This window comes from Corynebacterium sp. HMSC061H03, from assembly GCF_001838215.1.
Taxonomy (GTDB): domain Bacteria; phylum Actinomycetota; class Actinomycetes; order Mycobacteriales; family Mycobacteriaceae; genus Corynebacterium; species Corynebacterium jeikeium_D.
In genome coordinates, this window is sequence record NZ_KV836059.1 from 75,430 (window position 1) to 89,353 (window position 13,924).

A 13,924-nucleotide genomic window follows, 5' to 3' on the forward strand; every position below is an offset into this window, starting at 1 on the left:
TAACAGCCGTGAGTAGCGCTGATTTCACTAATCCATATACCGGTATCGCGTTCAACCTGGGTTTCCGGGTGAACAAATACGAGCTGGACCTCGACTATCGGGTCGGGCCGAATCGTCTGAAGGCGACGGCGACTCTGCATATCGAGATCAACGCCTGGACCTCGCACATCACGCTCGACTTTGCGGATGCGCTGGGGGTCGATTCGGTGGATGCGATTTCCGATTCGCAGGCTCACTCAATCGATGTGAAGCGCTGGCGCCATTCGGGTCGTAAGCTGCGCGCCACCTTTGACCGCGAGTTGGCTCCCGACGAGACGCTGCGGCTGATTGTCACTTACTCGGGCACGCCACGTCCGGTGCGCTCGAAGTGGGGCGAAATTGGCTGGGAGGAATTGGAAAACGGTGCGCTCGTGGCATCGCAGCCGGTGGGCGCGGCGTCGTGGTACCCCTGCGATGACGATCCCGAGGTCAAGGCATTCTACGAGTTCACGATGGTCACCGACTCTCCTTATGAGGTCGTCGCACCAGGGCTTGCCGACGCTCCGGTGAACGTAGGCGGATCGCGCCGCCGCTGGCGGTTTGTCACCGAGGAGCCCATGGCCTCTTACCTGGCCACCATCAATGTCGGCCAGTTTAAGAAGGTCGAGCTGCCGTGCCAGACCTCGACCGTGGTGGCCTGGGTGCCTTCTGAGCTGGTGGCCAATGCTCGCCATGACTTCCGCGATCAGGGGCGCATGCTCGATGAGTTCGCCAAACTCTTTGGTCCTTACCCCTTCCGCGCTTACCAGGTGGTCATTTGCGAGGATGACCTGGAGATTCCCATTGAGGCACAGGGGCTGTCCATCTTCGGTGCCAACCACGCCGACGGCAAGGACACGTGGAATCGACTGATTGCCCACGAGCTGTCGCACCAGTGGTTCGGCAACAGCGTTGGCATTTCGCAGTGGCGCGATATCTGGCTCAACGAGGGCTTTGCCTGCTACTCCGAGTGGGTGTGGTCCGAGGTCAGCGGCGGTGCTAGCGCTGATGTGCACGCCCGCAAGCACTACTTGGATCTGCTTGAGGAGGACCAGGACATCGTCATCGCCAACCCAGGGCCAAAGCTGATGTTCGACGACCGTCTGTATAAGCGCGGCGCGCTGACTGTGCACGCTCTGCGCCTGCTGCTAGGCGACGAGGTGTTCTTCGACCTGGTGCGCAAGTGGACCACCACTAACCGCCACAGTGTGGTCGACGCAGTTGACTTCCGCGCACTGGCCAACCGCGTGTGCCGTGAGCGTGGCATCACCACCTCGCACCTGGATGTCATCTTTGATTCCTGGCTTTCACGCAGCTCCTTGCCGGACTTCCCCGCTGATCCGACGCGCTCCCCCGCCGATCAGGGCATCGACGATAATGGTGCTCCAATCGTGGACGAGAAGCTGGCTGCTCAGTTTGCAAAGCTCGGCTACTCGAAGGCCAAGGACTAGAGAGCTAGAGGCACGTCAATGTCCGGTTTCAAATGGTTGTCGCTGGCCACGATTGTCGCCGCGATAGGCAGCTTCGCGGTGCTGATTATCTCGGCCCGCGCACTTCCCAATGCAGTAAATCTGCAGTTCGTGGCGTTCTGGGGGCTTTTCTTCGCACTCACGGGTGTTCTCGGCGGGCTGATGCAGGAGACCACGCGCGCAATCGGTGCTGCGGAATCACGGGAGCGGGAGCAAGATCATGAGCAGGATTGGCAGCAGGGGCAGGGAGCCTCGGAAGCGGGTCAAACTCTCGGCGCTCGTCCCATCACAGTTTCCCTGGGCGTCGCCGCAGTTACTTTCATCACCATGGCAGTGACGGGTCCGCTGTGGGCCCCACTAGTCGTGCAGGATGACGCCGGCACTGCAATTCTGCTTATGGCTTTTGGTCTGGCGCTGTACTCCATGCAGGCAACCACCTCGGGTCTGCTCAGCGGCCGCCAACTGTGGGGCCCTTACGCTGCACTAATCATGATCGACATTCTCGTGCGCGTGGCGCTGGCACTCATCGCCTGGTACTTCGGCTGGGGCCTGCTGGCCTGGTTGATTATCACGGTGTTCGGCACTGTCAGTTGGCTTATTCTCGCACTGTTTTCCTCGGCAACCCGCTCGGTCATGTTCGCGCGTGCCGACGTCCCGGTGCGCCGCTTCATCACTCTCATGGTCACGGCCATGGGCGCATCCGGCGCATCTGCTGTGTTGGTCACAGGTTTTCCGACAATCGTCAAGATTGCCGGCGAAGCGGTCACCACTGGCGCCGGGATAGCCGAATCGCTTACCCCGCCGCATGCCAACAACTTCACCGCAGCGGTGACCATTGCGGGTATCGCCTACGCCGTAACGCTGACTCGCGCTCCGCTGCTCATGCCCCTGGAGAAGTTCCAAAACGCCATCATTGTTAGCTTTGTCCGGCACCGCTCCGAGGGCGTGCTGGCAGCGTTGGCCAAGCCGCTGGGAGCGCTGGCTGCTTTCGGAACCTTCGGGGCGGGCCTGGCATGGCTCATTGGGCCGTGGATTATGACTCTCATCCTGGACGATAGCTACCACGTGTCCGGGCCGGTCCTCGCAGCGCTGACGCTCGGTGCGACGTTAACCGCCATGTTGATGATTACAGGCTCGGTCACGTTGGCAGTGGAAAAGCACCATATGTATCTGATCGGTTGGTTGGCAGCGACCACAATTGCCGTTGCCATTCTTTTCCTCCCTGGGCACCTGTCGGTACGCACGGTCGCAGCTATCGCCGTAGGCTCTGCGGTAGGTGTTGCCATTCATCTGCTTGCGCTGCGCAAGCTTTCCCCGCGTGCTGCCAGGTCAGCTGTGTCGGAAGCTTTTGCGGTGGAATAGCACCATCCGCATCCAATGCCCCCCAAAACCGTCCAAATCCCCCTGTAAAACCCGAGGCTCGACACTCACATGTCCACCATCACTAACCTCACGGTTCTCATGACCGTTTACCACCGCGTCGCCCCTGACCAGCTCGATGCTGCACTGCAATCGCTGTGGGGCCAGACGCGTCCGGCCGCGCACGTCATCGTGGTCATCGATGGCCCCATTGGACAGGAACTCGACCGGGTCGTCGTCAAGCATGAGCAGGCGCATTCGGAGATGACGGTGCTGCGGTGTGCGGAAAATGGCGGCTCTGGAGTGGCGTCGCAGGCGGGTCTTCAGCTGGTGGAAACACCATGGGTGGCACGACTGGATGCGGACGATATTGCGCGTGCGGACCGCTTTGAAAAACAGTGGGCAGCGCTGGCCGCTAAACCGGAGTTGGATGTGTTGGGCAGTGCGATGGCAGAGTTCGAGGGCACGCCGGACAACGTAGTGCGCGTGCGAACTCTGCCACAGACGCACGCCGAGATTGCGCGTTATATCAAGATCAATTCGCCTGTAAATAACCCCTCTTCGATGCTGCGAACAGCGAAGGTGCGTGAAGTCGGCGGGTATCGCGACATTCGCCTGATGGAAGACTATGACCTTTGGGTACGACTAATGGCCGCCGGCGCGAAGTTTGAGAATCTGCCCGAGCCGCTGGTGTACTTCCGCGCCGACGGCATGTTCGAGCGACGGACCTCTCGCGGCATCATCCGCGGCGAGGGCCAGCTCCAGCGCACGCTGGTAGATGCGGGGCTGATTTCCTGGCCGCGGGCGGCGTTTAACTTGGCGGTGCGGACACTTTTCCGACTTTTGCCAACTCAGCTCATGTCACGCGCATATCGACGATTGTTTGTGCGGTAGGCTTCGGAACGATGACTGACAACATGGATTTCTCGGACACCTGGCTGATTGTGCCGTGCTACAACGAGGGCCAGGTTATTCGTGAGGTTCTCGAGCACGCTCGCGAGACCTTCCCCAACATTGTCGCGGTCAACGACGGCTCTTCGGATAACTCCAGCCTGGAGATCCACAGGGCCGGCGCTCACCTGGTCAACCACCCTGTCAATTTGGGTCAAGGTGCCGCTATCCAGACCGGCGTGGAATACGCTCGCGCGCAGGCTGGATCGAAGTACTTTGTCACCTTCGACGCCGATGGCCAGCACCAGGTCAAGGACGTCGTCGCTATGGTGCAGCGACTGCGCACCGAACCAATCGACATCATTGTGGGAACCCGTTTCGGCCGCCCTCGCGCCGAGGATGACCAGGTGCCGCTGATTAAGCGAATTGTCCTCAAGACGGTAGTCATGTTGTCACCACGCACGCGCCGACTCGGGCTTACCGACGCCCACAACGGCCTGCGCGCCTTCAACCGCACGGTGGCAGAGCAACTGAACCTGCGCATGAACGGCATGAGCCATGCCTCCGAATTTGTCGAGGTCATGGACAGCAGAGGCTGGCGTACCGCTGAGCAGCCGGTGGATATCCTCTACACGGAATACTCCATGTCCAAAGGGCAATCCTTGTTCAACGGTGTCAATATCCTTGCCGACTCCCTGATTTCGAAGAGGCTGCCATGACCGCATCCATCGTTCAAATTATTTTGCTGCTGGCGATGGTGGGCCTGGTGGCTTACTTCGTCGCTAACCGTCGTAAAGCGCGCGCCAAGGCGGGCGTGAAACTGGGATTCGTCGTTTTCGTAATCGCGTGTCTGTGGGCAATCGTGCGTCCCGACGATCTGACCGTGGTGGCCAACTGGATTGGTGTGACCCGGGGCACCGATTTGCTGCTCTACGTACTGGTGTTGGCGTTCGTGTTTACCACGGTGTCGTCCTACATTCGCTTCCGCGAACAGGAGCTACGCTACGCGCGACTGGCTCGTGCAGTGGCCTTGAAGACCGCTGTGCGTCCGGAAGAAGAAATTGTGATTTCGGGCAGCCAGAACAGCAGCCAAAAAGACAGCGCGACGAACGCCGAGAACAACGCTCCGTCCGACTAATCGGCACGCTAAGCGCATGTGAATCTGAGGCTGTGGTTCCATAGAAGCCATGAGCGAAGAAAATAAAGACAACGCCGCCGCTGACCATAGCGGCGATTCGCAGCAGCCCTCGGCAGACGCAGCGCCGCAGGGGACACAGCAGGAACCCCAGCAGGCTTCTCAGCCGGTACCCACTGAGCAGGACTTGGAGTCCTGGTCTGCCGACAGTGATGGAAAAACCAAGTCGTGGTACTCGATTCCGAACGCCGCATGGGCGCTAGCTGTCGTCGCGTTGATTGTTGTCGGCGCAGCGGGCTTCGTCGCTGGTTCGCGTTCGGCTAGCTTCAACGGCGTCAGCACCGTCAACATGGCTGGTGCTGAGGCGGGGAAGGGTGAAATCGCGCCAGTGCCTGGCCCGAATGGCTCTTTCGACGCCAGCATCTACGGACCCAAGGCGGGAGCACAGCTGAAGTCCCCGGAGGATATGGACAATGTCCATCGCCGCAATGAAAATGACCCTTTTGCTCTCGGTGCAGTGGATGCGCCGGTCGTAATCTCGATCTACTCGGACTTCGAATGCCCGTTCTGCGCGAAGTTCACAAACGAAACCGAGCCTGCCCTCGTGGAAAAGTACGTCAATGAGGGACTGGTCCGCCTGGAGTGGAACGACATGGCCATCAATGGCGAGAAGGCCATCAAGGACGCTGAGGCCGGCCGTGCCGCGGCAGCTCAGGGCAAGTTCTGGGAATTCTCCCGTGCGCTGTTTAAGAAGGCCGGCGAGAAGGGCCAGGGCCACCCGGAGTTCACTGAAAAGGAACTGATTGCCGTCGCTCGTGAGGCCGGTGTGCCGGACATAGAGCGCTTTGAAAAGGAGCTTAAGGACGGCAAGTGGACCGAGGCAGTCAAGAATGCCACTCAGTTCGGTTCCATGCTGGGCATTTCCGGTACTCCGGGCTTCCTCGTTGGAACTCAGTTCGTCTCAGGCGCGCAGCCTGTCGATGTGTTCGAGGACAATATCGAGCTGGCTCTCATCCACGCCAAGCGCATGGAGGAAGCTGGCAAGTAACCTGGCTGACTCGCTGCTAACTTACGCGGGCGAGTGCACGAAGCCGCCCGCGTAAGCTGCGCTAGCCCTGATTCCGGAAGTACTCCACGGTACGGGCAACACCCTCCTGAATACTCATAGCTGGTTTCCAGCCGAGTACCTCACGCGCCCGCGTGGGGTCTAACGCCGACCGCGCCACATCGCCAGTGCGCGGTGGTGCAAACTCCGGATTATCCTCGGCATGCGCAGCCTGCGCCACCAACGAGTGCAGCTGCCGATCCGAGGTTTCTACACCGGTGCCAATATTAAAGCGCATTCCACCACCGACCTCGCCGGATGCGCGGTAGAAAGCATCCACCACATCGTCGACATAGACATAGTCGCGGGTATTTCCTCCGTCACCGAATACCTTGGTTGGCTCTCCCGCTAGCAGTCGCTGAGCGAAAATAGCCACCACACCGGCCTCGCCGTGCGGATCCTGCCGCGGACCGTACACATTCGCCGGCGCGATGTGCGAGCATTCGAGCCCGTAAAGATTGCGGAACATATTCAAGTACAGCTCGCCCGTCGCTTTAGAAGCGGCATAGGGGCTCATCGGATTGACCGGCACGCTTTCCGACACCGGAAGCTCTTCCGGCGTGCCGTAGATGGAACCGCCCGAAGATGTAAATACAACCTTGCGGACACCGTGCTTTCGGGCCGCATCTGCAAGTTTGATTGTGCCAATGATGTTCAGCGTCGCATCCCGCACCGGGTCGGCCACGGAAATCCGCACATCAATCTGCGCTGCGAGGTGGAAAATAACCTCCGGGCGGTTTTGCCCGAGCAGCTCGTCCCAGTCCACCTCCAGCACATCGGCGGTTATGAACTCAAAGTCGTCGTTAAGCGATGCCTGCTGAAGGTTTTCCAGCTTTCCGTGGGAGAGATCGTCCAGCGCAGTGACCGCGTACCCTTCAGCCAGTAGCCGGTCAACCAGCGTCGAACCGATAAATCCCGCACCGCCCGTCACCAGCGCGCGTGGTTTCTCGCTTGCCGACGATACTGTCATCTCGGTGGCCGGTGATTCGTTCTTGTGCTTCTCCATAGGAAAAACTATAGGCGCTCGGTAAGGAAAACCGCTTATACGTGTGCCAACCTCACATTGACGGGGTTGATTAGCTTTCCGAGGAACGGGAGATTACTCACCGCGCTGTGGCAGATTGACAGTGGAATTGAAGAAAATAACCGCGCCCATCAGGATGGCGATGACCATACCGCCACCGAGCATGACCGGGTAGGTCATCCAGGAGATGGACTCGGATAGCTTGGTCAGAATTGCCGGGAACGCGAAGCCGATGTAAGTCAGGCAGTAGAAGATACCGGTCAGCCCGGCCATATCGCGTGGGCCGGCGATGCGCTGTACCTCGTTGAGGCCGGTAAACATGGACAGGCCGTAACCGGTGCCCAACACCAGCGCTGCAATAAATGCCGTCACTGCAGTGGGGTTGGTGGACATCCATGCGGCCATTCCCATACCGATAACGACAATGCCGATTGCGATTAGCGAACCGCGGGCGTTGTACTCGGTCACAAAGCGTGGGCCAATCTGCTGAATACCAAAACCACAGAGCAGCGCAAACAGTGTGACCATTGCGGAGTAGAACACCGGCTGGGAAACATGCTCTTGCAGCAGCGACGGAATGATTGCGTAGGCGACACCGGCTGCACCGAAGACCCACGGCGCTCCCATCGCGGCGACCAGCAGGAAGCGACGGTTAGTTACCGATGGGGTGCGTAGGGACTCCCAGACCGTCTCTCGCGGAGCGTTGCTGCCGCCCAGATGCGGCGACTGGCGAGTCTCCGGCACAGCCAAAAGACCGAAGATTGTCGGGATAGAAATCAGGATATGGATGATATAAGCCAACTTCCCCGGCAGCGGTGCGAACTGCGCCAGCGTGCCGGCAATACCTGCACCCAGACCAAAGCCCAGGGTCAGGGCCATGGACTGACGTTTCGCGCCCGAGGTGGAGGTGGCCTTGGGGTCAAAGCGCGGATCGGAAAGCTCCTTTACCCACGAGCCGCCCACGGCCATGACAATGCCGACTGCCAAGCCCGAGATGAAGCGACCAGTGAGGATGAGCGGGGCGGTGGTCTCGCCTAGCGCGATAAGGGTCGACCCCAGGATCGAGAGCACTGGCGCGGTGAGCATCACCGGCTTGCGGCCGATACGGTCCGAGATCGGGCCAGAAATCAGCAGCGCCGGTGCGATGCCGAGGGCGTAGACCAGCAATAGAAGGTCAATGAACACTGGCGCCAGGTCGGCGTTTTCGCGGTACATCACCATCAGTGGCGTGAATTCATTGCCACCCCACGCGACACCGAAAACCGCAATTGCGGCGAGCAACCACATTGGCGTGCCCTTATTGGCTTTGGAGCTACCGTAAGGTACCTCATTTTCATTGCCGTCAGATTCTGCGTGAGAAGACATGCCGTTTACTTTACGACGGCCCCCAGCGCCTTGTGCACAATGGTGGAGATTTGAGCCCTGGGCTAACCACAAAGGATGTGCTGAGATAGCTTCAGGCTTAGTGGCACCGCCGACTCAAATGCCCCTGAAACCTGGGGCTCACACCCCCGTCTCGGGGTGACACATTACTGACCTCGACCCCCTGCCCCATCTGGGGGCAATACCCTTTTCGAGACTACATCGTTATTATTCCGTTATTTTTGCCATATCTTGCATCACTTCCGCCACAATTTTCACAATGTCGCTAATTATATAATTACAAATCAATCCAATGTGGGGGTAGCCAAACTGTCATAAAACGCAGATTTGCCCTATTTAAGACAACCTCACAAACAAACTGCCATTGAGCCCCGCAAATAAAGCCAGCGGCGGCCCGTCGCCAAGCGGCACCCTCCCCACACACCTTACATACCCCCGAATCCACCTTTTACAGGCATATAGATCAAGAAATCGGTCATAAACAAAGAAAATCTACCGCCATTCACCAACCCCCATTACCCCCGCCGTTCTTTTTTTTGTCATCACTCACCGGAGTTCAAACGCTGGTCGCTACCGGTCTGGCTGTGTAAGAATTCGACACCGTCAAACAATCTGTCCATTCCCCAAACGCTGGCTGAGAAAAACCTGGGGCGATTTCTGCGCGACCGCCGAGATCACCAAGGTCCTCGATGGCCGTGCGGACGGGTATGTAAAGAAAGTCTTGTTATTTTATGACTACTTCGATCATCGCGACTGATCCCAAGCAGCGCCGCAAGGTGCTCACGGGAACTCTCGTGGGTACGACCATCGAGTTTTATGACTTCCTGATTTACGCTCAGGCCGCGGCTATCGTGCTCGCTCCACACTTTATTGAGCCGGCTGCGAAGTCGAACCCGCAGATCGCTCAGGTGCTCGCCTGGGCAACCCTGGGTATTTCCTTCCTCTTCCGCCCGCTTGGCGCTATTATCGCTGGCCATATCGGTGACCGTTACGGCCGCAAGATGATTCTGGTATTCACCCTCATCGGCATGGGTGCTGCTACTTTCTGCATCGGTCTGCTGCCGGCCTATGAGTCAATCGGAGTTGCCGCACCTATCCTGCTGGTTCTCCTCCGTGTCTTCCAGGGGCTTTCCGCTGGCGGTGAATGGGGTGGTGCAGCCCTGATGTCCGTGGAGTACGCCCCGAAGGAAAAGCGCGGTATCTACGGCGCATTCCCCCAGGCGGGTGTTCCGCTGGGTCTGACTCTGGCTACCGGCACCATGCTGATTGTTATGGCAATCATCGGCGAGGAAGCCTACATGGAGTGGGGCTGGCGTGTGCCGTTCCTGCTGTCCTTTATCCTGGTTCTAATTGGTTACATGATTCGCCGCACCGTCGACGAGTCCCCAGTCTTCCAGGCGATGCAGGCTGAGTCCGCCGAGCGTTCCGCTCCGCTGCCGGAACTCTTCCGCAACCATTGGGGCAAGGTCATCCAGGGCGCTCTGATCTTCGCTGCTCAGCAGGCTACCGGTTACCTCGTGATCGCATTCTTCGGCGCTTACGCACAGAAAACACTGGGCTACTCCGCAACCATCGCATGGACCGGTACTCTCATCGCCGGTATCTGCTGGACCATCTTCATGTTCATCGCCGGCGCTTGGTCCGACCGCATCGGCCGCGCTAAGACCTTCATCATCGGCTACGTCCTAATTATGATTTGGGAGGCCGTCATGTGGAGCCTCCTGGAGCAGGGCCCGTTCCTGTACATCATGACCGTCGCAGTCCTCACCCTGCCGCTGGCCCTGACCTTCGGCCCGCAGCCGGCCATGTACTCCGAGATGTTCCCGGCTGAGGTCCGCTACTCCGGCGCTTCCATCGCTTACGCCATCGGCGCCGTCCTGGGTGGTGCATTCGCTCCGATGATTGCCCAGATGATTATGGACGCCACCGGCAACCCGTTCTACATCTCCATCTACCTGATGGCGATGGCGATCCCGGCACTGATTGCCCTGTTCCTGCTGCCGAAGGGCCTCGAAGACCGAGACCTCATCGAGCACCCGGAAACTAACCTCGACGAAGTTAAGTCGCGCGTCTAGTTCCCCACAGCTAAGGGTTCTGCCCCACCAGGGGACCTGATCACGCGAGCCGTCGTCAAGCACTGCACAACGCAGCACTTGCTTGACGACGGCTTTTGCGTTTCCGCCTTCTTTTTATCTCGGTAGCTCGTTTTCCCAGGCTGGGGTCCCGGTTTCCTCATGACTTTCTCAGCGGAAAGTAGCTGACAAGTCTCAGCTATCCCATTAGCGTTGGGTTATGGCACAGACTTCTTCCAGCTCCCCGCGAATCCCCCGCCGGCGCTCAACCGACGCACCGAAGGCTCTTCCCTCCCGTCCTGAACCGGAAATGACAGGCACACTGCAAAAGGTCCTGGACGGCTATTTCCCCGAGGCACGCGCTGATGTCCGCACCCTTTTAGAAGATCCCTCCCTGCGGCCCACCTCTGGGCTGACCGTGGAGGAGGCCAGGCAGCACACCACCGAGGCACTGTCCAAGGTGCTGCAGACGGGCATGCCCCAAGGTGCGTTCCGCACCGACCAGGGCGGCACAGGAGATACCGGTGGGACTCTCTCCGGGATTGAAATGCTCGGCCACACCGACTTGTCATTGATGGTGAAGTCCGGAGTGCAGTGGGGCCTTTTCGGCGGCGCTGTCAGCAACCTGGGAACTGAACGCCACGGTGAATTGGTGCGTGACCTCATTGAGCTGCGGGCTCTCGGCTGCTTTGCGATGACCGAACGCGGCCACGGCTCGGACGTGCAATCACTCGAAACCACGGCGCACTACGACCCTGACACGGAAGAGTTCATTCTCCATTCGCCCACCGCTTCCTCTGAGAAGTGGTTTTTGGGCAACGCCGCGCGCGATGGGCGCTGGGCTGCGGTCTTTTGCCAGCTCTACACACCAGGGCAGGAAGAATCTCACGGCGTGCATTGCATTGTCGCCCGGATCCGCAATGATGACGGTTCGCCTGTCGACGGGGTTGCTATCGGCGACCACGGTACCAAGGGTGGCCTCTTGGGAGTGGACAACGGCACTCTCATGTTCGATCATTACCGCGTGCCGCGGGAGAACCTGCTTAACCGTTTTGCAGATGTCTCGGCCACTGGCGAGTACAGCAGCGATATTGACAGCCCCAATGCACGGTTTTTCACAATGCTCGGTGCCCTCGTGCGCGGCCGCGTGACAGTCGGTGCGGCCGCTGGTGCGGCAACCCGCACCGCATTGACCATCGGCACCAAGTACGCACACTTGCGGCGCCAATTTGCTCCCGACGATTCGCTGCCGGAAAAGAAGCTCATTGAGCACCGCCAACACCGAATCCGACTACTCCCCCGCATTGCGCGTTCGTACGGTCTGCAATTTGCCACCAACCTGCTAATCAAGCGGATTCACGACCTCGAAGCGGAGGGGCTGGACCGTGCGAATCTAACCCCGGAGCAGGCTCGCGATTTGCGTGAAGTGGAGGCGCATGCCGCCGCATTGAAGGTCGCCAACACCGCACATGCCACCGACGCCATCCAGGAGATGCGTGAGGCCACCGGTGGAGCCGGCTACATGGCAGAGAACCTGTTGACCATTCTCAAAGAAGACTCTGACGTATTCACCACTTTTGAGGGCGACAACGTGGTGATGTTGCAGCTGGTCACCAAGGAACTCTTGGGCGGTTTTGCCCGGGAGGTGCAAAGTTTTTCCAACCTGGAGATGGTGCGCTTCGGCCTCGACAATTTCAGTGGCATATTGCGCCGTCGCACCGGTGCAGATGCCGTCGTCCAGAACCTCTTGGATGCGCTGACTGACGCTGATGAGTCCTCGCTCTTTGACCCCGCCAGCCAGATGCAGCTACTTATCGAGCGCGAGAACCGACTTCTCAAGTCCCTTGCTCGCAGGCTGCGCCCGGCGCGGAAACTGCCTGTTGAAAAGGCCGCGAAGCTGGTGGACAAGGTCCAGGACCACATGATTTCCTGCGCGTGGGCGCATATCGATCGCATAATCCTGGAAGCGTTCTTCGAAGCCGAATCCACGATCACAGACGAGCGCTCTCAAGAAGTGCTCGAGCAGGTTCGTGATGTGTTCTTCCTGTCGGTTGTCTGCGATAACGCCGGCTGGTTCTTGGAGCAGTCACTGCTCACCGGTACTCGCACCAAGGGCGCGCGAGCGGGCTTGGCCGATCTGGTTGATTCCCTTGGTCCCTGGTCTGAGGTACTTGTCGATGCCTTTGGTGTCCCCAGCACCATGCTGGATATCCCCATGATGGAGCCTTCCGAAGCGATGACGCCGAAGGCTAAGGCCAACCCGGCTAGTTAGCAGGTTGGCCGGTTGGCTACTGCGCCAAGAAACCTTCCAACCCAGCCACAGTGGCCTCTGCCAAGCGCTGACGGCCTTCGCTGGAAGTCAAGAGGGCAATGTCGCTGCTATCGCGCATGTTGCCGTATTCGACCAGTGCCTTTGGCTTCGTCGATAGGTTGAGTCCAGTGAGATCCGCGCGTGGATTCAGCCCCTCGCTGCCGAGATAGTTGGATGGAGCAAAACCAGCGGCTACAAAGGCATCGCGCAGGGCGGTTGCCAGCGCGGTAGAGCCCTGCTCGTCATTATTGGCGAGTGGCTGAGAAATCGCCGACACATGGAATCCGCGGTTGCCCTCTCCAGCACCATCTGCGTGGAGGCTCACCACGGCATCGGCGTTGGAAGCATTTTCCTTCTCTGCACGAGCATCGATGCAATCTGCACGACCGGCGTCATCCTCGCGGCTGAGCAGCACCTGAGCACCGCGCTGTTCGAGCAGTTGCTTGATTTCCTGCGCCATCAGCCAGTTGAACTCGTGCTCCGGGAAGCCGTCATTGGAAGCGGTTCCGGAGGTATTACACGGCTTTTGGCCACCGCGACCGTCAGTGACCATCAGGTCGGCAGGTGGTGGGGTGCCGGCATGTCCCGGGTCGAGATAGATGACCTTGCCGGCTACAGCGCTGGAGCCGTCGGCACGCGAAGTAGCGCGATTAGCTTGCTGTTGTGGCGCGTCGCCCGGGGCGACTGCGTCGGGGTTAGCAGAATCAGGCATTGCAAACTCCTCATTCGGCGGAGTGGGGTTCGGCATCTGCATGGCCTCTTCTTCAGCTGCCAAGGACGTTTGAGTTTCCACCGAGGCAGCTTGCTGAGCGCTTCCTGCTCTGGAAGCCTCCGTGTCGATGGTGCAGGCCACAAGACCGGCAGGCATGATTGCCGCGGCCGCCAAAACCACAGCTAGTCGTCCCGCTGATCGCTGCACTGCTCGTCGCTGGTGTCCGGGCTGCCGCATAGTGCGTTCTCCTAGTTTCCGCGTACCTGCCATGTGCTGAGTAACAGTAGCAAACACTCGATTGAGAGTCCCCGGCTCCGAGATTTCCGCCCCCATTCGTTTCGGAGAATCACCGCACGTCGGCTTGCCGTCGGATTCGCTCTCCTCATGTTTGACCGATCCAAAAAATAAAAAACGGGGTTAAGTAAAGAAAAGTGTGTCCGCATGC

Annotated in this window: 11 protein-coding genes; 8 read left to right on the forward strand and 3 right to left on the reverse strand. The window is 59.2% G+C overall.

Annotation, left to right across the window (positions count from 1 at the left end; all coding sequences use genetic code 11):
- Window positions 1–8 precede the first annotated feature (8 nt).
- The 6 genes from HMPREF2787_RS03555 to HMPREF2787_RS03580 all read left to right on the forward strand — a co-directional run bounded on the left by HMPREF2787_RS03555 (window position 9) and on the right by HMPREF2787_RS03580 (window position 5,920).
- A complete protein-coding gene (locus tag HMPREF2787_RS03555; protein WP_070858405.1) occupies window positions 9–1,469 on the forward strand; it encodes a M1 family metallopeptidase in 1,461 nt (486 codons plus the stop codon).
- Between the two features lie 18 nt (window positions 1,470–1,487).
- Window positions 1,488–2,849 carry a lipopolysaccharide biosynthesis protein gene (locus HMPREF2787_RS03560; RefSeq protein WP_070858406.1) on the forward strand — a complete coding sequence of 454 codons (1,362 nt, stop codon included), beginning with the start codon at window positions 1,488–1,490 and terminating at the stop codon, window positions 2,847–2,849.
- Between the two features lie 69 nt (window positions 2,850–2,918).
- A complete protein-coding gene (locus HMPREF2787_RS03565; protein WP_070858407.1) occupies window positions 2,919–3,740 on the forward strand; it encodes a glycosyltransferase in 822 nt (273 codons plus the stop codon).
- A 23-nt stretch (window positions 3,741–3,763) separates the two neighbouring features.
- Window positions 3,764–4,456, forward strand: a complete 693-nt coding sequence (locus HMPREF2787_RS03570; protein WP_038629309.1) for a glycosyltransferase family 2 protein — start codon at window positions 3,764–3,766, stop codon at window positions 4,454–4,456.
- On the forward strand, window positions 4,453–4,875 hold the full coding sequence (locus HMPREF2787_RS03575) for a DUF2304 domain-containing protein (protein ID WP_049172389.1): 423 nt from the start codon (window positions 4,453–4,455) through the stop codon (window positions 4,873–4,875). Before HMPREF2787_RS03570 ends, HMPREF2787_RS03575 begins: the two co-directional genes overlap by 4 nt.
- A 49-nt stretch (window positions 4,876–4,924) precedes the next feature.
- Window positions 4,925–5,920, forward strand: coding sequence for a DsbA family protein (locus HMPREF2787_RS03580; RefSeq protein WP_070858408.1), 996 nt, complete (start codon window positions 4,925–4,927; stop codon window positions 5,918–5,920).
- A gap of 61 nt (window positions 5,921–5,981) precedes the next feature.
- Here the strand turns inward: HMPREF2787_RS03580 and HMPREF2787_RS03585 are convergent, their stop codons facing one another.
- Entirely contained in the window at window positions 5,982–6,947 is a 966-nt protein-coding gene (locus HMPREF2787_RS03585; protein ID WP_070858420.1) for a GDP-mannose 4,6-dehydratase, read from the reverse strand.
- Window positions 6,948–7,076: 129 nt separating this feature from the next.
- A complete protein-coding gene (locus HMPREF2787_RS03590; protein ID WP_070858409.1) occupies window positions 7,077–8,366 on the reverse strand; it encodes an MFS transporter in 1,290 nt (429 codons plus the stop codon).
- A 749-nt stretch (window positions 8,367–9,115) separates the two neighbouring features.
- Here HMPREF2787_RS03590 and HMPREF2787_RS03595 point away from each other — a divergent pair.
- Both HMPREF2787_RS03595 and HMPREF2787_RS03600 read left to right on the forward strand, forming a co-directional pair.
- Window positions 9,116–10,459 carry an MFS transporter gene (locus HMPREF2787_RS03595; protein WP_070858410.1) on the forward strand — a complete coding sequence of 448 codons (1,344 nt, stop codon included), beginning with the start codon at window positions 9,116–9,118 and terminating at the stop codon, window positions 10,457–10,459.
- A gap of 217 nt (window positions 10,460–10,676) precedes the next feature.
- On the forward strand, window positions 10,677–12,728 hold the full coding sequence (locus HMPREF2787_RS03600; RefSeq protein ID WP_070858411.1) for an acyl-CoA dehydrogenase family protein: 2,052 nt from the start codon (window positions 10,677–10,679) through the stop codon (window positions 12,726–12,728).
- Window positions 12,729–12,744: 16 nt separating this feature from the next.
- Here the strand turns inward: HMPREF2787_RS03600 and HMPREF2787_RS03605 are convergent, their stop codons facing one another.
- On the reverse strand, window positions 12,745–13,716 hold the full coding sequence (locus HMPREF2787_RS03605) for an N-acetylmuramoyl-L-alanine amidase (protein ID WP_070858412.1): 972 nt from the start codon (window positions 13,714–13,716) through the stop codon (window positions 12,745–12,747).
- Between the last annotated feature and the right edge of the window lie 208 nt (window positions 13,717–13,924).

Excerpts from the sequence above, each read along its gene's own strand:
- HMPREF2787_RS03560 (WP_070858406.1), top strand. The coding sequence starts at position 1,488 with ATGTCCGGTTTCAAATGGTTGTCGCTGGCCACGATTGTCGCCGCGATA.
- HMPREF2787_RS03565 (WP_070858407.1), top strand. The coding sequence starts at position 2,919 with ATGTCCACCATCACTAACCTCACGGTTCTCATGACCGTTTACCACCGC.
- HMPREF2787_RS03570 (WP_038629309.1), top strand. The coding sequence starts at position 3,764 with ATGGATTTCTCGGACACCTGGCTGATTGTGCCGTGCTACAACGAGGGC.
- HMPREF2787_RS03575 (WP_049172389.1), top strand. The coding sequence starts at position 4,453 with ATGACCGCATCCATCGTTCAAATTATTTTGCTGCTGGCGATGGTGGGC.
- HMPREF2787_RS03580 (WP_070858408.1), top strand. The coding sequence starts at position 4,925 with ATGAGCGAAGAAAATAAAGACAACGCCGCCGCTGACCATAGCGGCGAT.
- HMPREF2787_RS03585 (WP_070858420.1), bottom strand. The coding sequence starts at position 6,947 with ATGACAGTATCGTCGGCAAGCGAGAAACCACGCGCGCTGGTGACGGGC.
- HMPREF2787_RS03590 (WP_070858409.1), bottom strand. The coding sequence starts at position 8,366 with ATGTCTTCTCACGCAGAATCTGACGGCAATGAAAATGAGGTACCTTAC.
- HMPREF2787_RS03595 (WP_070858410.1), top strand. The coding sequence starts at position 9,116 with ATGACTACTTCGATCATCGCGACTGATCCCAAGCAGCGCCGCAAGGTG.
- HMPREF2787_RS03600 (WP_070858411.1), top strand. The coding sequence starts at position 10,677 with ATGGCACAGACTTCTTCCAGCTCCCCGCGAATCCCCCGCCGGCGCTCA.
- HMPREF2787_RS03605 (WP_070858412.1), bottom strand. The coding sequence starts at position 13,716 with ATGCGGCAGCCCGGACACCAGCGACGAGCAGTGCAGCGATCAGCGGGA.